General features: G+C 69.8%; 16 protein-coding genes. 2 read left to right on the top strand and 14 right to left on the bottom strand.

The genetic code is table 11. The annotated features are described in order from the left end of the window. Positions 1 to 8 precede the first annotated feature (8 nt). The 4 genes from BGO20_RS02270 to BGO20_RS02285 all read right to left on the bottom strand — a co-directional run bounded on the left by BGO20_RS02270 (position 9) and on the right by BGO20_RS02285 (position 3,807). Positions 9 to 896 carry a branched-chain amino acid ABC transporter permease gene (locus tag BGO20_RS02270; protein WP_291663112.1) on the bottom strand — a complete coding sequence of 296 codons (888 nt, stop codon included), beginning with the start codon at positions 894 to 896 and terminating at the stop codon, positions 9 to 11. A gap of 138 nt (positions 897 to 1,034) precedes the next feature. Then, a complete protein-coding gene (locus BGO20_RS02275; protein ID WP_291663113.1) occupies positions 1,035 to 2,240 on the bottom strand; it encodes an ABC transporter substrate-binding protein in 1,206 nt (401 codons plus the stop codon). A 63-nt stretch (positions 2,241 to 2,303) separates the two neighbouring features. Next, a complete protein-coding gene (locus BGO20_RS02280) occupies positions 2,304 to 3,050 on the bottom strand; it encodes an ABC transporter ATP-binding protein (protein WP_291663114.1) in 747 nt (248 codons plus the stop codon). Then, entirely contained in the window at positions 3,037 to 3,807 is a 771-nt protein-coding gene (locus tag BGO20_RS02285; protein WP_291663115.1) for an ABC transporter ATP-binding protein, read from the bottom strand. The genes BGO20_RS02280 and BGO20_RS02285 overlap by 14 nt, the downstream gene beginning before the upstream one ends. Positions 3,808 to 4,217: 410 nt before the next feature. On the opposite strand from BGO20_RS02285, the gene BGO20_RS02290 reads away from it, so the two are divergent. Continuing rightward, complete coding sequence (locus BGO20_RS02290; protein ID WP_291663116.1) at positions 4,218 to 5,876, top strand: caspase family protein; 1,659 nt, start codon at positions 4,218 to 4,220, stop codon at positions 5,874 to 5,876. Between the two features lie 147 nt (positions 5,877 to 6,023). Here BGO20_RS02290 and bluB read toward each other — a convergent pair whose 3' ends face one another. The 5 genes from bluB to cbiE are packed head-to-tail and all read right to left on the bottom strand — an operon-like array spanning position 6,024 to position 10,371. Then, on the bottom strand, positions 6,024 to 6,635 hold the full coding sequence (gene bluB / locus BGO20_RS02295) for a 5,6-dimethylbenzimidazole synthase (protein ID WP_291663117.1): 612 nt from the start codon (positions 6,633 to 6,635) through the stop codon (positions 6,024 to 6,026). Further along, a complete protein-coding gene (locus tag BGO20_RS02300; protein ID WP_291663118.1) occupies positions 6,632 to 7,960 on the bottom strand; it encodes a cobyrinate a,c-diamide synthase in 1,329 nt (442 codons plus the stop codon). Before BGO20_RS02300 ends, bluB begins: the two co-directional genes overlap by 4 nt. Beyond that, positions 7,957 to 8,721: a precorrin-4 C(11)-methyltransferase gene (cobM, locus tag BGO20_RS02305; RefSeq protein WP_291663119.1), complete on the bottom strand. Its 765-nt coding sequence runs from the start codon at positions 8,719 to 8,721 to the stop codon at positions 7,957 to 7,959. Before cobM ends, BGO20_RS02300 begins: the two co-directional genes overlap by 4 nt. 13 nt (positions 8,722 to 8,734) lie before the next feature. Beyond that, positions 8,735 to 9,127 (bottom strand): cobalamin biosynthesis protein, encoded by a 393-nt coding sequence (locus tag BGO20_RS02310; RefSeq protein ID WP_291663120.1) that lies wholly within the window; start codon positions 9,125 to 9,127, stop codon positions 8,735 to 8,737. Next, positions 9,124 to 10,371 (bottom strand): precorrin-6y C5,15-methyltransferase (decarboxylating) subunit CbiE, encoded by a 1,248-nt coding sequence (cbiE, locus tag BGO20_RS02315; protein WP_291663121.1) that lies wholly within the window; start codon positions 10,369 to 10,371, stop codon positions 9,124 to 9,126. Before cbiE ends, BGO20_RS02310 begins: the two co-directional genes overlap by 4 nt. On the opposite strand from cbiE, the gene BGO20_RS02320 reads away from it, so the two are divergent. Further along, a complete protein-coding gene (locus BGO20_RS02320; RefSeq protein ID WP_291663122.1) occupies positions 10,370 to 11,134 on the top strand; it encodes a cobalt-precorrin-6A reductase in 765 nt (254 codons plus the stop codon). The genes cbiE and BGO20_RS02320 overlap by 2 nt on opposite strands. Here BGO20_RS02320 and cobJ read toward each other — a convergent pair. The 5 genes from cobJ to cobN are packed head-to-tail and all read right to left on the bottom strand — an operon-like array spanning position 11,077 to position 17,820. Further along, positions 11,077 to 11,868 carry a precorrin-3B C(17)-methyltransferase gene (gene cobJ / locus BGO20_RS02325; RefSeq protein ID WP_291663123.1) on the bottom strand — a complete coding sequence of 264 codons (792 nt, stop codon included), beginning with the start codon at positions 11,866 to 11,868 and terminating at the stop codon, positions 11,077 to 11,079. The two genes, BGO20_RS02320 and cobJ, sit on opposite strands and share 58 nt — an antisense overlap. Next, entirely contained in the window at positions 11,865 to 12,605 is a 741-nt protein-coding gene (locus tag BGO20_RS02330; RefSeq protein ID WP_291663124.1) for a precorrin-2 C(20)-methyltransferase, read from the bottom strand. Before BGO20_RS02330 ends, cobJ begins: the two co-directional genes overlap by 4 nt. A gap of 3 nt (positions 12,606 to 12,608) precedes the next feature. Next, a complete protein-coding gene (locus BGO20_RS02335; RefSeq protein WP_291663125.1) occupies positions 12,609 to 13,241 on the bottom strand; it encodes a precorrin-8X methylmutase in 633 nt (210 codons plus the stop codon). Then, positions 13,238 to 14,518 (bottom strand): precorrin-3B synthase, encoded by a 1,281-nt coding sequence (cobG, locus tag BGO20_RS02340; protein ID WP_291663126.1) that lies wholly within the window; start codon positions 14,516 to 14,518, stop codon positions 13,238 to 13,240. The genes BGO20_RS02335 and cobG overlap by 4 nt, the downstream gene beginning before the upstream one ends. Then, entirely contained in the window at positions 14,515 to 17,820 is a 3,306-nt protein-coding gene (gene cobN, locus BGO20_RS02345; protein WP_291663127.1) for a cobaltochelatase subunit CobN, read from the bottom strand. The genes cobG and cobN overlap by 4 nt, the downstream gene beginning before the upstream one ends. Positions 17,821 to 17,822: the final 2 nt, after the last annotated feature.

Raw genomic sequence — 17,822 nt, forward strand, 5'->3', positions numbered from 1 at the left:
TTCTCGCGTCAGGCCGGGCGGCCGAACAGGCCGGCGGGCTTCACCAGCAGGACCAGCACCATGATGACGAAGATCACGGTCGAGGAGGCCTCCGGGTAGAAGACCTTGGTCAGGCCCTCGACCAGGCCGAGCCCGAAGCCGGTGACGATGGCGCCCATGATCGAGCCCATGCCGCCGATCACCACCACGGCGAAGACGACGATGATCAGGTCGCCGCCCATGTTGGGATTGACCGAGTAGACCGGTGCGGCGAGCACCCCGGCGAAGGCGGCGAGCGCCACGCCGAAGCCGTAGGTCAGCGTCACCAGCAGCGGCACGTTGATGCCGAAGGCCTGGGTCAGCGTCGGGTTCTCGGTCGCCGCGCGCAGATAGGCGCCGAGCTTGGTCTTCTCGATCAGGAACCAGGTCGCGAGGCAGACCACGACGGAGGCGACGATCACCCAGCCCCGATAGTTCGGCAGGAACATGAAGCCGAGGTTCTGGCCGCCGGCGAGCTGCGGCGGGATGCCGTAGGGCAGGCCCGACGAGCCGTACTGGTTGCGGAACAGGCCCTGGATGATCAGCGCCAGGCCGAAGGTCAGGAGCAGCCCGTAGAGATGGTCGAGATGGGCGATGCGCTTCAGCAGGAGCCGCTCGATCGCGATGCCGATGGCGCCGACCACGATCGGCGCCAGCACCAGCGCGACCCAGTAGTTCAGCCCGAGATAGTTCAGCGCCATCCAGGCGACGAAGGCGCCCATCATGTACTGGGCGCCATGGGTGAAGTTGATGATGTTGAGCAGCCCGAAGATCACGGCGAGGCCCAGCGACAGGATCGCGTAGAACGAGCCGTTGATCAGGCCGAGAAGGACCTGGCCGAACAGCGCCTGGGGCGGGATTCCGAGTAGCTCGAACATGCGTGGCTCAGATCGTCTCGACGTCGGGGTTTGCGGTGCCGGCTGTGCCGCCGGGCGCCGACGCAGCGTCGATCGCCGCGGCGGCTGGTCCGGACCGGGGCCGGAGTCGGGGGCCCGGCCTGGCCGGGCCCCGGCCGGTCACTTCTTGACGAGCGCGCAACCACTCTCGGCGAGCGGCTGGAAGGCGTCCTTGCCGGGCAGGGTCGAGATCAGCTTGTAGTAGTCCCACGGGCCCTTCGATTCCGACGGCTTCTTGACCTCGTAGAGATACATGTCGTGCAGCACGCGGCCGTTGACCTCGATCGAGCCCTTGCCGAAGAGCGCGTCGTCCGTCGGCATCTCCTTCATCTTCGCCACGACCGTCGCCGTGTCCTTGCTCTTGGTCGCCTCGACCGCCTTGAGATAGTGCAGCAGCCCGGCATAGACGCCCGCCTGGACCATGCTCGGCATCTTGCCGCCGTTGAGCTTGGCGAAGCGCTGCGACCAGGCGCGGGTCTGCTCGTTCTTGTCCCAGTAGAACGCCTCGGTCAGCACGAGGCCCTGCGCCGCCTGCAGGCCGAGCGCGTGCACGTCGGTAATGAAGGTGAGGAGGCCGGCGAGCTTCTGCCCGCCCTGGGTGATGCCGAACTCGCCTGCCTGCTTGATCGAGTTGATGGTATCGCCGCCGGCATTGGCAAGGCCGATGACCTTGGCCTTCGAGGCCTGCGCCTGCAGCAGGAAGGAGGAGAAATCGGTGCCCGGGAAGGGCGTCTTCACCGAGCCCAGAACCTTGCCGCCCGCCTTGGTGATGACCGCGGTGGCGTCGCGCTCCAGCGCATGGCCGAAGGCGTAGTCGGCGGTGAGGAAGAACCAGGTGTCGCCGCCGGCCTTGACCATGGCGCCGCCGGTGCCCTGCGCCAGCGCGTAGGTGTCGTAGGTCCAGTGGATCGTGTTCGGGGTGCAGGCCTTTCCGGTCAGATCGGAGGTGCCCGCCCCGGAGTTGATCATGATCTTGTTCTTTTCCTTGGTGATCTGGCTCACGGCCAGCGCCACCGAGGAGGTCGGCACGTCGAGGATGAGGTCGACGCCGTCCTGGTCGTACCACTGCCGGGCGATGGTCGAGCCGACATCCGGCTTGTTCTGGTGGTCGGCCGAGACGATCTCGACCTTGATGCCCTTGTCGGCCGCCTTGAAGTCCTCGACCGCCATCCGCGCGGCGATGACCGAGCCTTCTCCGGAGAGGTCCGCGTAGAGGCCGGAGCGGTCGTTGAGCACGCCGGCCTTGATCGAGATCTGTTGCGCGAAGGCCGGGCTCGCCAGCATGGCGGCGAGTGCGCTCGTCGCGAGGAACGTCGTGAGCTTCATCTTGGTTCTCCCTGCTGTGGATGCCGGCGTTTCCCGGCGTTTTCTGTTGCGGGGGTGAGCGGGTCAGACCCCGAGATAGCGGTGGAGCTTGTCGATGTTGGCGTCGAGCTCGGGATTGGGGATCATGTCGATGACCTTGCCTTGCTCGACGACGTAGTGCCGGTCCGCGACGGTCTGGGCGAAGCGGAAGTTCTGCTCGACCAGGATGATGGTGAAGCCTTCCTGCTTCAGCTCCGCGATGGTGCGGCCGATCTGCTCGATGATGACCGGGGCGAGGCCCTCGGTGGGCTCGTCGAGCAGGAGCAGATGCGCGCCGGTGCGCAGGATGCGCCCGATCGCCAGCATCTGCTGCTCGCCGCCGGAGAGCTTGGTGCCCTGGCTTCTCAGCCGTTCCTTGATGTTGGGGAACAGCGTGAAGATGCGCTCCAGCGAGAGCCCGCCGGGGCGCACCTGCGGCGGCAGCATCAGGTTCTCCTCGACCGAGAGCGAGGAATAGATGCCGCGCTCCTCCGGCACGAAGCCGATGCCGAGCCGGGCGATGGCGCGCGAGGGCAGGCCGATCGTTTCCGCGCCCTCCATCACGACCGAGCCCTTGCGCTTGCCGATCACGCCCATGATCGACTTCAGCGTCGTGGTCTTGCCGGCGCCGTTGCGCCCGAGCAGCGTCACCACCTCGCCGGGGGCGACGTCGAAATCGATGCCGTGCAGGACATGGGATTCCCCGTACCAGGCCTCGAGCCCGCGCACCTTCAACAGCGGCGCGCTGCCTGCCGCGGCCGCCGGGGCCGTCGCGGCTTCAGTGATGGCCATGGCCGCCTCCCGAGCCGATATAGGCCTCGACCACGCGCGGATCCTTGGAGACGGTGGCGTAGTCGCCTTCGGCCAGAACCTGGCCGCGGGCCAGGACGGTGATGCGGTCGCACAGCGAGGCGACGACCGAGAGATTGTGCTCGACCATCAGGATGGTGCGATCAGCCGAGACCTTGCGGATCAGCGCCTCGATGCGCTCGATATCCTCGCGCCCCATCCCGGCCATCGGCTCGTCGAGCAGCAGCATCTCGGGTTCGAGCGCCAGCGTCGTCGCGATCTCCAGCGCCCGTTTGCGGCCATAGGAGAGTTCGCCCGCGGTCAGATCGAGGAACGGCGTCAGCCCGACGGCCTCGACCAGATGCCTTGCCTCGGCGTCGAGAACTTTCAGGCTGCGTTCCGAGCGCCAGAAGTCGAAGGAATCGCCGCGCTTGCGCCGCTGCAGCGCGATGCGGACATTGGTCAGCACCGAGAGCTGGGGAAACACCGCAGAGATCTGGAACGAGCGGACCATGCCGAGCCTGGCGATCTCGGCCGGCTTCTCGCCGGTGATGTCGCGTCCGTTGTAGATGATCGTTCCTCGCGTCGGCGGCAGGAATTTCGTCAGCAGATTGAAGCAGGTCGTCTTGCCGGCCCCGTTCGGCCCGATCAGCGCATGGATCGAGCCGCGCTTCACCTTGAGGTCTACGCCGTTGACGGCGGTGAAGCCGGCGAATTCCTTGGTCAAACCTGAAGTCGACAAAATAATGTCTTCAGGCATGCCGGTTACAAGCCTTCATCAGCCCGGTCTTTCTTGATTTATCGTTTCCCCTTGCATGTCATGCTGCACCGCGCTCGCGGCATAAGTCAACGCTCCCCGGCGGCCCGAAGGCGGTTCGAAGGCCCTTCTCATCCCTTTGTCGTAGAGGGCCGCTCTCATGCGAATGGAGGATGCGCGGCGCGCACCCGCGCGCGCAACCTGCGCGCCGCTTTCCGGTGCCGCGCTGGCCATCCTTTGAACCCGTTGGCGGGGCGCTGCGACCAAGGGAAAGTCGGTTTACCGGTGGAAGCGATTGCGGTAGAAATGCGGCAGTCTTCGACCACCGCTATTTTGATATTTTAGTCGTGCCTGTCGCGCGAACGGCCGCCACCCGCCGCGTTCCGCGACTTGATTGAGCAGGGGAGGTTGTGGTGAGCTTCGCAACTCGGATTTCGGCGTTCCGTGCTCGAATGGCTGCGGCCTTTGCGCTGGTGCTCTGTGCTGTTGCGCTCGGTTCGCCCGCCCAGGCTGCCGTTCCCGAGCGCCGCGTGGCGCTCGTCATCGGCAACAGCGCCTATACGGCGGTGCCGCCCCTGGCCAATCCGATGCGGGACGCCCGAGGCATGTCGGCGGCGCTCAAGCGCCTCGGTTTCGATGTCGTCGAAGGCTACGACCTCAAGATGGACGACATGACCAATCTGGTGCGCCAGTTCGCCCAGAAGCTCGACGGCGCCAAGGCGGGCCTGGTCTACTATGCCGGGCATGGCATCGCCGTCGGCGACGAGAACTATCTCATCCCCGTCGACGCGACCCTGCGGTCCGAGGCCGATCTCGATTTCCGCGCCGTCAATGTGCAGCTCATCCTGCGCCAGATGCAGCGCGACGAGCGGGTCAACATCGTCATCCTCGACGCCTGCCGCGACAATCCCTTCGCCAGCCAGCTCGCTGCCCGCTCGCGCTCGGTCACCCGCGGCCTGCAGCCGATCGAGACCCAGTCCGCCTCCGGCATCCTGATCGCCTTTGCCACCGATCCCCGCGCGACGGCGCTCGACGGCGAGCGGGACGGCCACAGCCCCTTCACCGACGCGCTGCTGAAGCATATCGAGACGCCCGAGGTGTCGATCACCACGGTGATGGACCGCGTTCGCGCCGATGTATGGGAAGCGACCGGCAAGAAGCAGAAGCCCTGGACCAATTCCTCGATCATCGGCGAATTCAAGCTCAACCCGACGCTGAAGCTCGCCTCCGCCGATCCGACCGATGCCAGCACCGACGCCGCCAAGGCGATCAACGCGGCGGTCCCGACGCCCTCGATGCCGGCGGCGCCGGTCTTCGATCGCAGCCAGATCGACGTCAAGACCTGGGAGGCGGCCGAGCGCGGCAATTCGCCGGCCGACTACCGCGCCTATCTCGACGCTTTTCCTTCCGGCCAGTTCGCGACCTTCGCGCGCAATCGGCTGGCGAGCCTCGAATCGGCGGCTCCGCCGGCCAATGCGGCCAGCGCCGCCGCCGCCGCCGCTCCCGGCGTCACCGACGAGGCGTTGAAGAAGGAGACCGGAACGGCGCAGACCGAGACCGCGATGAAGCTCGACGCCAAGGGGCGCCGCGAGCTTCAGACCCGCCTTCGCGCCAGCGGCTTCCAGCCCGGCAAGCTCGCCGCCAAGTTCGGGCCGAGCCAGCGCCAGGCCATCCAATCCTGGCAGAAGTCGCGCGGCATTCCCGAGACCGGATTCCTCACCGCCTTGCAGGCGACCGCGCTGCGGGAGCAGAGCGAGCCGGCCTATCAGCGGCTGCTCGCCGATGAGGCCAAGGCCGCGGCGGAGAAGAAGACCAGGACGGTCGAGCGCAAGGGCTCCGCCACCCGCAAGGTCACCTATGAGGGCGACGAGATGTACCAGCGCGATGTCGCGCGCGAACGCGGTGTCGCCTATGAGGGATCCCCCGCCCGCCGCGGCACCACCAGCAGCGGCTATCAGGGCCGTGTCCGGACGCGCGGCGGCGATTCCGGCGACAGCACCGGTGCAGCGATTTTTGGCGGCATCGTCGGCGGCGTGTTCGGTGGCGCGATCGGCGGGGGCTTCCGTCGCTGACGGATCGTTATCCGTTCATATGATCCGGAAGGCCGGCCGTCGGGCCGGCCTTCTTCGTTTCTGCCGTTGCGCCGATACGCTTCGGCGCAGAGCCGGATCGCAACCGACTGATAGGTCGTGTTCATCTCCGCCAGCGCAGCTTGACGCTCAATCGCGCTCCCAGCCGGCCCTGACCAATTCGGGCACGTCGTTGTCCTCCTCCGGCCAGCCGATGCAGAGATAGGCGATCAGCTTCCAGTCCGGCGGCGGGCCGAGCGCCGCGGCGACCGCGCCGGGGTCGAGGATCGAGACCCAGCCGACGCCGAGCCCGTGCACGCGCGCCGCCAGCCAGAACTGCGTGATCGCCGCAACGACCGAGTAGTCCAGCATCTCCGGCATCGTCCGCCGGCCGAGCCCGTGCCCGCGCTCCGTGGCCTGGTCGCAGAATACGGCGAATTGCACCGGCGCCTCCCGCAAGCCTTCGAGCTTCAGGCGCGCATACAGCGCGGCCCGCTCGCCGGCATAGGAGGCGAGGGCATCGGCATGGCAGCGACGGAAGCTGTCCTGCACCGCCCTGCGCTGTTCCGGCGCCTCGACCGCAAGCCAGCGCCAGGGCTGCGAGTGCCCGACCGAGGGCGAAAGCTGCATCTGGGCCAGCAGCGCCTCGACCAGCCCGGCCGGGACCGGATCGCGCCGGAAGCGCCGGACATCGCGCCGCCAGCGCAGCAGTTCGGCGAATTGCCCGGCGAAGCCTGCGTCGAAGACCGGCGGCGCGCTCACCGCGGTTCCGCCACGGCGATGGCGTGGAAGAACGAGCCCGTCACCCGGCCGCGCCGGCTTCCTGCCGCCGCCGGAGGCGAGCCGTGCGGATCGCTGACAACGGCGAAGGGCGGGTCCTCACCTTGCGCGACGACGCTTGCGTAATGGAATTCATGGCCGGTCAGCACGGTGCCGGCGGCTCCGAGCGGGCCGTCCGCCTCCAGCACCGCGCGGCGATAGCCGAGATTCATCTTGCGCTTGGCGAAGGAGGTCTCGACCGAGAGCAGCCCCGCCATGGCATGGGCCAGGCCGTCCGCATCGGTGAGAGTCCGCCCGAGCACCATGTAGCCGCCGCACTCGCCATGGACCGGCCGGGACTGGGCGAAGCGGCGCAAGCCGTCGAGGAAGCAGCCGGCGGCCGCGATCGTGCCCGCATGCAGCTCGGGATAGCCACCCGGCAGCCAGCAGGCGTCGCAATCCTCCGGCGGGGCCTCGTCGGCGAGCGGCGAGAACGGCACCAGCACGGCGCCCGCCGAGCGCCAGCCGGACTCGACATGCGGATAGACGAAGGAGAAGGCGGCGTCGCGCGCGATCGCGATCCGCCGGCCAGGGGCCGGAAGCGGCGGGGTGTCGCGGCCGATGTTGGCCGGCAGCGTCGTTGCGCCGGTGGCTGCAATCACCGCATCGAGATCGACGGCCGCCGCGACGGCCTCTGCCAGCGCATCGAGCCTCGCATGCAGGTCGGCCGTCTCCCCGGCCTGCACGAGCCCGAGATGGCGCTCGGGCAGGATCAGGCCCGCCTCGCGCGGCAGCGCGCCGAGGACGGTGAGGCCGATGCGATCCATGCCCTGCCGCACGAGCCGCTCGTGGCGCGCGCTCGCGACCTTGTTGAGGATTACGCCGGCGATGCGGATGCGCGGGTCGTAGGCCTTGCAGCCGAGCGCGACGGCCGCTGCCGATTGTGCGGCCCCCGAGACGTCGATCACGAGGATCACCGGCCAGCCCGTCAGCGCGGCGATGTCGGCGCTGGCGCCGGTATGCCTGTCCGGCCCCGGCACGGCGTCGAACAGCCCCATCGAGCCTTCGGCGATGACGATGTCGGCAGCGCGCGCGGCCTCGCCGGCGATCCGCCCGAGCAGCCCGTCCGTCATCGCGTAGCTGTCGAGATTGGCGCTCGGTGCCCCGGTTGCGGCGGCATGGAAGGCTGGGTCGATATAGTCGGGCCCGCATTTCAGCCCGCGCACTGTCAGGCCGCGCCTGACCAGCGCACGCTGCAATCCGAGCGCGATCGTCGTCTTGCCGGAACCCGAACGCGGCGCTGCGATGAGAAGTCCGCGTCCGCTCATGCTCCGCCCCGCGGCCGGAAGCGGCGGTCGTAGTCGAGCGAATAGAGCGCGCTCTCGCCGAAATCCTCGGCCGCCAGTGCCGGCCCGACCAGGATCAGCGCCGTGCGTTCCAGCGCGCTCGCCCGGACCTGTTCGGCGATGCCGGTCAGGCTCCCGCGCAGAATGGTTTCGTCGGGCCAGCTCGCCCGGAACACCACGGCGACCGGGCAACCCGCGCCGTAGAAAGGCGTCAGCTCCGCCACGACCTGCTCGATCACATGGATCGAGAGATGGATGGCGAGCGTCGCGCCGGAGGCGGCGAAGGTTGCGAGCGTCTCCATCTCCGGCATCGCGGAGGCGCGGCCGGAGGTCCGCGTCAGGACCAGCGATTGCGCCACGCCCGGCAATGTCAGCTCGCGCTTCAGCGCGGCGGCGGCGGCGGCGAAGGCCGGCACGCCCGGTGTCACCGTATAGGGGATGCCGAGCGCGTCGAGCCGGCGCATCTGTTCGCCGCAGGCGCTCCAGATCGAGAGATCGCCAGAATGCAGCCGTGCCACATCCAGTCCGGCGCGGTGCGCCGCTTCCATCTCGGCGACGATGGCATCGAGCGCGAGCGGGGCCGTGTCGACGATGCGGGCGCCGGGCGGGCACCAGCCCAGCATCGCCTGCGGGATCAGCGAGCCGGCATAGAGGCAGACGGGCGCGGCTGCGATGAGATCGCGCCCGCGCAGGGTGATGAGATCGGGTGCGCCCGGGCCGGCGCCGATGAAATGGATGGTCATGCGCAGCGCTGTGTCACGTTGTTGTCCTGGCCAGCGCGCAGGTGACGCGCCCCGTCGCGATCCGCGGCTGCACCAGCTCGCCGCCGGGACCCGCCGCCGCGAGCGCTGCGGCTTCCGCCACCGAGCCGACGCCGTAGAGCGCGGCGATCCGGGTCGAACGGGTCGCGCAGGCGGCTTCGAAACCCTTCAGCGCCTCGTCCGGTACCGCGACGAGCTCTGCCGAACGGGCCGCCGCCGCCGCGACCATGCCGGCCTCCGCGGCGCGGCTCGCCAGCGTGGCGAAGCGTGGCGTGGCCGCGCCGGCGAGCCCCGCGATTGCCAGCGCCTCGTCGAGGCAGGCGAGGATGTCGGCGGCTTCGGTGCCGGGCCTGATGCCGATGCCGGCGACGAGGCGGCCGGTGCTCAAGGCTTCTCGACCCGCCACTGCGTCACCGGCATGGCCGGGCGCCAGCCATGCTTGCCGCCGACGGGTGCGAGGCGGTCGATCGAGATCCGGCGCAGCGAGCCGCCATGCGCGGCGTGCAGCGCCGCGAGCCTGGCCTCGCCCTCAATGGTGACGACATTGGCGACGAGCCGCCCGCCCGGCTTCAGCGCCGTCCAGGCGGCCTCGAACAGGCCGTCCTCCGTCAGTCCGCCGCCGATGAAGACGGCATCGGGCGCCTCGCATCCCGCGAAGCCGGCCGGCGCTGCACCCTGCACCTCGATCGCCAGCCCGCCGAGTTCCAGCGTGTTGCAGGCGATGCGCTCGGCCCGGTCGGCGCGCGCCTCGAAGGCGACGGCCCGGTTGCGGAGGTGGCGCTGGCACCATTCGACGGCGATGGAACCGGAGCCCGCCCCGACATCCCAGAGCAATTCGCCGGCGCGCGGGGCCAGAGCCGAGAGCGTGATGGCGCGGATTTCGGATTTGGTGATCTGCCCGTCATGGGCGAACCATTCCTCGTCGAGTCCCGGCGCCAGCGGCAGGACGCGCGAGTCGTGGGTGGCGGCGACCTCCACGGCGATCAGGTTGAGCGGGACGATGTCGTCGAGGGCGAAGGCGTCGGCGCGAGTCTCGCGGATGCGTTCCTGCGGCCCACCGAGCGATTCCATCACCACGATCCGGCTGGCACCCATGCCGCGTGCCGTCATCAGCTCGGCGACGGCGCGCGGCGTCGTCTCGTCCCAGGAGAGGGCAAGGATGCGCGCTTCCGGCTGGAGATGCGGCACGATGCGATAGAGCGTGCGGCCATGCAGCGAGACCAGCGCGCAGTCCTCCTGTGGCCAGCGCATCCGGGTGCAGGCCATCGAGAAGGAGGAGAGCTGCGGGATGATCCGCATCTCCGCGGACGGGATCGCCCGGCTCAGGCTGTTACCGATGCCGTAATGGAATGGGTCGCTGGTCGCGAGCACGCAGACCTTGCGGCCGCGCTCCCGGAGGATCTGCGGCAGGGCGTTGCGGAAGGGCTGCGGCCAGGGACGCAACTCGCCCGGCACGGAGCCGACCAGCGCGATATGCCGCTCGCCGCCGAAGACGATCTCAGCCTGCTCGAGCGCGACCAGCGCCTCGCGGCACAGGCCCGTCGCGCCGTCCTCGCCGAGGCCGACCAGCGTGAGCCAGGGCGCATCTTGCCGGCTCGACAGCGCATCCGATTCACGTAACATTGTCGTCATGACCGTCCTCATCCTTGGCGGAACGAGCGAAGCTGCTGCGCTTGACCAGCTTCTCGCTGAGCAGGCACCGGACATTCGCGCCATTATCTCGCTGGCGGGCCACACCGTCGATCCCCGCCCGACGAACCTGCCGGTGCGGATCGGCGGCTTCGGCGGCGTCGAGGGTCTCAGGCGCTATCTGGTCGAGGAGGGCATCGTCGCCGTCGTCGATGCGACGCATCCTTTCGCCGCCGTGATGCCCTTCAACGCCGAGCATGCCTGCAAGGCCGAAGGCGTGCCGCTGCTCGCCATCCGCCGCGACTCCTGGAAGCCGCGCGCCGGCGATCGCTGGAAGTCCGTGCCCGATATCGCGGGCGCCGTGCGGGCGCTGGGGGACGAGCCTCGCCGTGTCTTCCTGACCGTCGGCCGGCTCGAACTGCCGGCCTTCGCCGACGCGCCGCAGCATCGCTATCTGGTGCGCGCCATCGAGCCGATCGGCGACCGCCTGCCGGTGCCGCATGTCGACGTCATCCAGCAGCGCGGCCCCTTCGACGCCGACGACGAGGAGGACCTGATGCGCCGGGAGGGGGTCGAGATCCTGGTCAGCAAGAATTCGGGCGGGCCGGCGACGGTCGGCAAGCTGACGGCGGCGCGCCGGCTCTCGCTGCCGGTGGTGATGGTGGAGCGCCCGCCCAAGCCCGCTGTCGAGACCGTCGATCATATCGATCAGGTCCTGCCCTGGCTGGTGGCGCAGGGCATCTTCGCCACCGAACGCGGCGTGTAGACGTAAGGCGGCCGGCCCTCGCGCGCGATCAGGCGCGTGCTCGATGCCCCGATCATGACCAGCGTCGCCATGTCGGCCGTGCTCGCGGCCGTCACAGCTTCTGCCAGCGTCAGGATGCGCAGGCTTTCGTCCGGCCGGCCGACCGCGCGGGCGAAGAGCACCGGCGTCTCGGGTGAACGCTGTTCGGCCGCCAATTCCAATGCCTTGCCGAGCTGCCAGGGCCGCGCCTTCGAGATCGGGTTGTAGAGGCAGATCACCAGATCGGCCGCGAGCACGGCCCGGAGCCGCGTGGTCACGACCTCCCAGGGCTTCAGGTTGTCCGAGAGCGAGATCGCGCAGAAATCCCCGCCGAGCGGGGCGCCGGCCCGTGCCGCCGCCGCGAGCATGGCGGTGATGCCGGGCTCGACGGTGATCGGGATGTTCAGCCATTCCCGCGGTCCGGCTTCCAGCGCCTCGAACACCGCTGCGGCCATGGCGAAGACGCCGGGGTCTCCACCCGACACGACCGCGACCCGGCGGCCATCTGCTGCCAGATGCAGCGCATGGGCGGCCCGCTCGACCTCGACGCGGTTGTCGGAGGCGTGCTTCGTCAGCCCCACCCGCTCGGGCACCCGGTCGACATAGGGGCCATAGCCGACGATGTCGGTCGCGGCATCGAGCGCGGCCTGCGCAGCCGGCGTGATCCACTGCGCCGTGCCCGGCCCGAGCCCGACGACGATGAGCGAGCCGCTCACAGCCGCCGCCCTTCGCCAGGTACCAGCACCATGGCGAAATAGGGTGCCTCGTCATCGGCCTTGTCGGCGAGGCGGGCGACCAGCTGCCGCGCCATCGTCGCGCGCTCGACATAGATCGCCCGCTCTTCCAGCCCGGCGGCGATCAGCGCGCGGCGCACCTTCGGGAGGTTGCGGCCGAGCTTCATGATCACCGCTGCGTCGGTATCGGCGAGTCGTCGCGCGAGCTCGGCTTCCGGCAGCGTGCCGGGCAGAACGGTCATCACGTCATCGCCCCAGGTGATCGGTGCGCCGGCCTCGCCCCAGGCGCCGGTCATGCCGGTCACCCCGGGTACGACCTCGGTCGGAAAGCGATGGGCAAGCCGCCGCCACAGATGCATGAAGGAGCCGTAGAAGAACGGATCCCCGTCGCAGAGCACGGCCAGCGTTCGCCCGGCCTGCATCTCCACGGCCAGCCGCTCGGCGGCCTCTTCGTAGAACGCGGCGATCGGCCCGTCGTAATCGGGCTCGCCGACGCTGGCCTCGGTCGTCACCGGGAAGCCGAGTTCGATCTCGCGGGCCGGATCGGGCGCGATGATCGCGTCCGCCGTGCTGCGGGCATTGCCGCGCCGGCCGCGCTTGCAGAAATGCACCAGCCGGTCGGCCGTGGCGATGATCTCGCGTGCCCTGACCGTCATCAGGTCCGGCGCGCCCGGCCCGAGTCCGACGCCGTAGAGCAGGGTCCTGTTCGTCCCGCTCATGGTTTATTCCTTGTCCTGCGCCAGCGCGTTGACGGCTGCTGCCGCCATGGCCGAGCCGCCGCGGCGCCCATGCACGACGAGGAAGGGCACGCGCCCGTCCTGCGCCAGCGCCTGCTTCGATTCCGCCGCGCCGACGAAGCCGACGGGAATGCCGATCACGGCAGCCGGTTTCGGCGCGCCGGCATCGAGCATCTCGAGCAGGCGGAACAGCGAGGTCGGGGCATTGCCGATGACGACGACGGAGCCGGCGAGTCGGGGCTTCCACAATTCCATCGCGGCGGCCGAGCGGGTCGTGCCCATCTGCGCCGCGAGCGCCGGCACCTGCGGGTCGTCCAGCGTGCAGATCACCTCGTTCTCAGCCGGCAGGCGCGCGCGCGTCACGCCATTGGCGACCATTTTTGCGTCGCAGAGGATCGGCGCGCCGCCCTGCAGCGCGGCCCGTGCGGCTTCCGCGAAATCGGCCGACATCTCGACGTCCTTGGGCAGGTCGGTCATGCCGCAGGCATGGATCATGCGCACCACGACGCGCTCGGCCGCACCGCCGAAACGGGCGAGATCGGCCTCGGCGCGGATGATGGCGAAGGAGCGCTCGTAGATCGCCGCGCCATCCTGGATGTAGTCGTATGCCTTGCTCAATCCCGCGATCCCGTCGAACGCGCGGCCTTCAGCCGGGCGTGAATGTCCTGTCCGGGCTGCAATCGCGTGAGCAGCGTCGCGAGGTCAAGCGTCGCGACCGGCTTGTCCCGCGTGGTGCCGCCCAGAACGATGTCGTAGCCCCCGTCCCGCCCGACCAGCGTCAGGTCGGCCGCAGCGGGATGGGCGCAGGCCTTGATGCAGCCGGAGACATGCAGCCTCACGCCTTGCGCGATCAGTCCGGCGGCGGCGTCGGCAAGCCTGGCCGCATCCGTCATGGTCGGCGCCTCGGCGCGCGAGCACGCCGGGCTGCCGGCGCAGGCCTGCACGGAAAGGCGCGGATCGTCGTCGCGCGTGATCAGCCCGAGATCGTCGGCCAGTGCCAGCAGGTGTTCGGCCTCGGCGCGGTCGAGATCGCGGAAGGCGAGCCCGCGCCAGGGCGAAAGCCGGATTTCGGCAATGTCCTCGGCAGAACCCAGCCTGTCGAGCGTCGCTGCGTCGCAACGGCCGAAAGGCAGGCCGATGACCGCGGCGAAACGATCGCCTTCCGCTGCGAACAGCCCTGCGCGCCTGGGCGGCATCCGCGGCGCCGGAGCGGCGGCTTCAGGCAGAGAGCTCAGGCTCGCCAGGGCTTCGGGCGCGAGGTCGCGCAGGCGGCGGGGGCAATCGGGTGCGGCCCGGCGCAGCGCCGCGAAGTGGCGCAGGGCGGTTTCGACCGCTGGAGCGGCTTCCGCCTCGGCAATCGGGCCGCGCCAGAGGCGATCTCCGAGGCACAAGGCCGCGCGCCCGGCCGCGACGCCGACGAGCCGGATGTCGCAGGGGAATTCATCCAGCGCCTGCGCGCCGCCATCGTCGAGGACGACGCTAAGCTTGGCCGGCAAACCGGATACGGCACAGGCGCGTGGCTCGATCTGCGCAGCCAGCGCTGCGGCGTCGATGCGAGCGGTCGGGCTCCACCCTGCCAGCGGCGAAACCAGCGTCACGCGCTGCGGCCCGTCGCCCGCATGCTCCTCGACGAGATTCTCCGCCAGCAGGCGCTCGACCAGCAGCGGATGGCTTTCGGCCCTCACGCCGCGGATCTGCAGATTGGCGCGGGCCGAGATCTCGATGAGGCCGTTGCCGTGCTCGGCGGCCAGCGTCGCGATCCGCCGCAACTGCACAGGCGTCAGCCTCGCGCCGGGCGGATGCAGCCGCACCAGCCAGCCGTCGCCGGTCTCCATCGGCCTCAGCGTGCTCGGGCACCAGCCTCGCCGCAATGCGTCTTTGGGAAGCGCGCTCATTCCGCCGCCTCCCTTGCCAGGAAGGCGCCGACCGAATTGCGCCGGCTGGTCCAGAGACCGCGCCGCGCCGCTTCGGCCAGCCGCGAGCGGATCGAGGCGGCGGCCGGCGCGTTGGCCGCTTCCAGAGCCGCCCAGACCTGCGGATCGGCGCAATAGGCCTGGAACACCGCGTCGAACAGCCCGTCCGCGACGGCATCCGTGCTCGCGGCGAAGACGAAGAGCGTATCGACCGCCTCGGCCAGTTCCGCCGCGCCGCGCCAGCCATGAGCAAGTTGGGAGGCGATCCAACGCGGGTGTGTCAGGCGGCCATGGACGATGCGGGCGATGTCCTCCGCCAATGTGCGGGCCTTCGGTGCCTCCGGCTGCGAACTATCGAGGCTGTAGAGTGCCGGATCGGCGCCGAGCGCCTTCGCCGCCGCCGCGAGCCCGCCGATCACGTCGGCAGCGCTGGTCGCTTCGAGGATGTCGCGCCCGGCCGTGTCGCTGACATGGATGAAGGCGTCGGAAGCGCGGATGCGATCCGTGAAGCCGGCATCGGCGCTGCCAACGCCTTCGGTCCCGCTATAGGCGTGGTCGGAGGCGGCGAGGTAGGCGGCGCCCAGCTCCTCGCGTCGCGTCCAGTCGCCGTCGAGAGCGCGATCGGCCATGGCCGCGCCATAGCGGCCGGGCGCGGCTCCGAAGATGCGGGCGCCATGCTCACCGCGGCGGCGGGCGGCTGCCGGCTCGTTCCAGCCGTCCGGCTCGTCCAGCGCAGCCACTGCGCGCGCCGCCTGGTCGATGAGGGCGATCTGGCCGGGGAAGGTGTCGCGGAACGTGCCGGAGATGCGCACCGTCACGTCGAGCCGCGGATGGGAGAGCTTCGGCTGCGGGACGATGCTGAAGCCGGTGATGCGGGTCGAGGCACTGTCCCAAAGAGGCTCGACGCCCATCAGCGCCAGCGCATGGGCGATGTCCTCTCCGCCGGAACGCAGGGTCGGGGAGGCCCAGAGGTCCATCACGATCCGGCGGGGATAGTCGCCATGATCCTGAAGATGGCGCGACACCACCGCCTGCGCCGCCAGGCGGCCGAGCCGGGCGGCGGCCCGCGTCGGGATCGCGCGCGGATCGAGCGTCGAGAGATTGCGTCCGGTCGGCAGCACGTCGGGCCGGCCGCGATGCGGCGAACCGGCCGAACCGGGCGGGACGAAGCGGCCATCGAGCGCGGCAAGCAGGTTCTGGCGCTCGTTGCGGGCGGAGAACGGGTCGAGTTCGGACTGTCCGAAGATATGCAGCCCGTCGCGGAAGGGCAGTTCGGCGATGTCGCAGAGATGGGCGTCGAGACGCGTCAGGGCCTCGTTCATCTCGGTATCATCAGCGACGCCGCAGGAGGCGGCGAGCCCGCTCGCCTCGGCCCGCGCCCGGATCTCGGCCGCAACGATATCGGCGCGACGCGGATCGAGCACCTGCGCCTGTGAGAACTCCTCGACGAGGTCGCGCAGCAGGGCGGTTTCGCCGGCCGCTTCCGCCTCGGCCAGTGGTGGCGGCAGATGCCCGAGCGTGACGGCCGAGAGCCTTCGCTTGGCGGGCGCCGCCTCGCCGGGATCGTCGACGACATAAGGGTAGATCACCGGCAGCGCGCCGGTGGCGAGCCGCGGCCAGCAGCCGGCCGACAGCGCCACCGCCTTGCCCGGCAGCCATTCCATCGTGCCGTGCGTGCCGAGATGGATCAGCGCGTCGACGGCCTCCACCTGGCGCAGCGCGAGATAGAAGGCGAGGTAGCCGTGCCCCGGCGGGGCGTCCGGATCGTGATAGCGCGCCTTGCGGTTGGGGCTCGCATCGCGTGGCGGCTGCAGGGCGACGGTGAGGTTGCCGTGGCGGACGGCGCGGAAATGGAAGGCGCCGTCACGGTGGGCCGGGTCGGCTTCCGGCGCTCCGTGGCTGGCGACAAGCGTTTCGCGGGCGGCGGCGGGGATCGTATCGAGCCAGTTGCGATAGGCAGCGAGCGGAATGCTGAGGCTGACCGGACCAGTCGTCAGGGCAGCCATGAGAGCCTGACCATCGGGCCGAGCCTCACCGACCTCGTATCCCGCTTCCGCCAATAGCTCCCGGATCGCCGTCACGCTTGCCGGCGTGTCGAGCCCGACGGCGAAACCGGCCCGCCCGCCGCGCGCGGGGTAATCCGACATCACCAGCGCCAGCCGCCGTTCCGCGGCGGGCTTCCGAGCCAGCGCGATCCAATTGACCGCCAGATCTGCCAGGGCAGTGATGCCGTCAATATCGGGCACGAGCTGCCGAGTGGAGAGGCCGGTTGCCAGGTCGTTTTCTTCGGCCTTGAAGGCGACTGGAATAGCGCCGATGCGCCCGTCGAATTCCGGCAGGGCCACCTGCATGGCGAGATCGGTGGCCGACAGGCCGCGCGGGGACGCCTCCCAGGCTTCGCGCGGGCTGCCGACCGGTACTGCCTGCAGGATCGGGCAATCGGCACTGTCGAGTACGAAATCGGCGCCCTCGCGAGCCGAGAAGGCGGTGGTGGTGACGATCAGGGCCGGCTTACGTGTCGCGATCAGCGCGGCGAGTTCGGCCGTGACGACCGGGTCCTTCAGGCTGGTCAGCGCGAGTGGGAGCGGGGCGAGGCCGCGTGCGCTCAGCGCAGCGGCAATCGCCTCGCCCATGGCGGTGTCGCCGGCCGCAACGCCTGAACGGTAGAGCAGGATTGAAACAAGCGGTTGGTCATTGGGCGCCGCGGCAAGCGCCTCGCGCCAGGGCAGGGGCGTACCCTCTGGGCCGAGTGCGAAAAGGGATGGCAGCGGGAGCGGCGCCAGTTCTGCGACGTCGGCACTCTGCGCCAGGTAGCTGTCTATCCGCTCCAGCAACCGCCGCATGTTTTCGGCGCCACCGCCTGCCTGAAAATAAGCCAGCAACTCACTCGCGAACTCCGCCGCCACTGTCGCATGCTCGCCGAGCCGCGGGTCGTCGCGCTCGTCGCCCGGCAGGATCGCAAGCGGAAGGCCGCGCTCCCGGCAGGCCGCCCCGAGCTGCTCGATGCCGTAGCGCCAGTAGTCGAGCCCGCCGAGGCAGCGCACCAGCACGAAGCGGCAATGCGCGGCGGTCTTCTCGATCAGGAAATCGACCGAGAGCGGATGTTTCAGGCGTCGGAGTGGCGCGAGCCGCACCGACAGGCTGCTGCTGCCTGCCGCCACCGCCAGCGCCGAGAGGTCGCTGTCGGTGAAGGACAGGACGAGCACATCTCCCGGTGGCAGGGCGAGATCGACGGCGTCTTCGCCGTCGTCGAGCCTGATCTCGCTGGTCGGGAGAAGGTGCATCG

The organism is Allobosea sp. 67-29, from assembly GCF_001898115.1.
Classification (GTDB): domain Bacteria; phylum Pseudomonadota; class Alphaproteobacteria; order Rhizobiales; family Beijerinckiaceae; genus Allobosea.

Coding starts and splice junctions, on each gene's coding strand:
- BGO20_RS02320 (WP_291663122.1), top strand. CDS start 10,370: ATGACCGTCCTCATCCTTGGCGGAACGAGCGAAGCTGCTGCGCTTGAC.
- BGO20_RS02330 (WP_291663124.1), bottom strand. CDS start 12,605: ATGAGCGGGACGAACAGGACCCTGCTCTACGGCGTCGGACTCGGGCCG.
- cbiE (WP_291663121.1), bottom strand. CDS start 10,371: ATGACGACAATGTTACGTGAATCGGATGCGCTGTCGAGCCGGCAAGAT.
- BGO20_RS02280 (WP_291663114.1), bottom strand. CDS start 3,050: ATGGCCATCACTGAAGCCGCGACGGCCCCGGCGGCCGCGGCAGGCAGC.
- BGO20_RS02275 (WP_291663113.1), bottom strand. CDS start 2,240: ATGAAGCTCACGACGTTCCTCGCGACGAGCGCACTCGCCGCCATGCTG.
- BGO20_RS02270 (WP_291663112.1), bottom strand. CDS start 896: ATGTTCGAGCTACTCGGAATCCCGCCCCAGGCGCTGTTCGGCCAGGTC.
- BGO20_RS02285 (WP_291663115.1), bottom strand. CDS start 3,807: ATGCCTGAAGACATTATTTTGTCGACTTCAGGTTTGACCAAGGAATTC.
- BGO20_RS02300 (WP_291663118.1), bottom strand. CDS start 7,960: ATGAGCGGACGCGGACTTCTCATCGCAGCGCCGCGTTCGGGTTCCGGC.
- cobG (WP_291663126.1), bottom strand. CDS start 14,518: ATGAGCGCGCTTCCCAAAGACGCATTGCGGCGAGGCTGGTGCCCGAGC.
- cobN (WP_291663127.1), bottom strand. CDS start 17,820: ATGCACCTTCTCCCGACCAGCGAGATCAGGCTCGACGACGGCGAAGAC.
- cobM (WP_291663119.1), bottom strand. CDS start 8,721: ATGACCATCCATTTCATCGGCGCCGGCCCGGGCGCACCCGATCTCATC.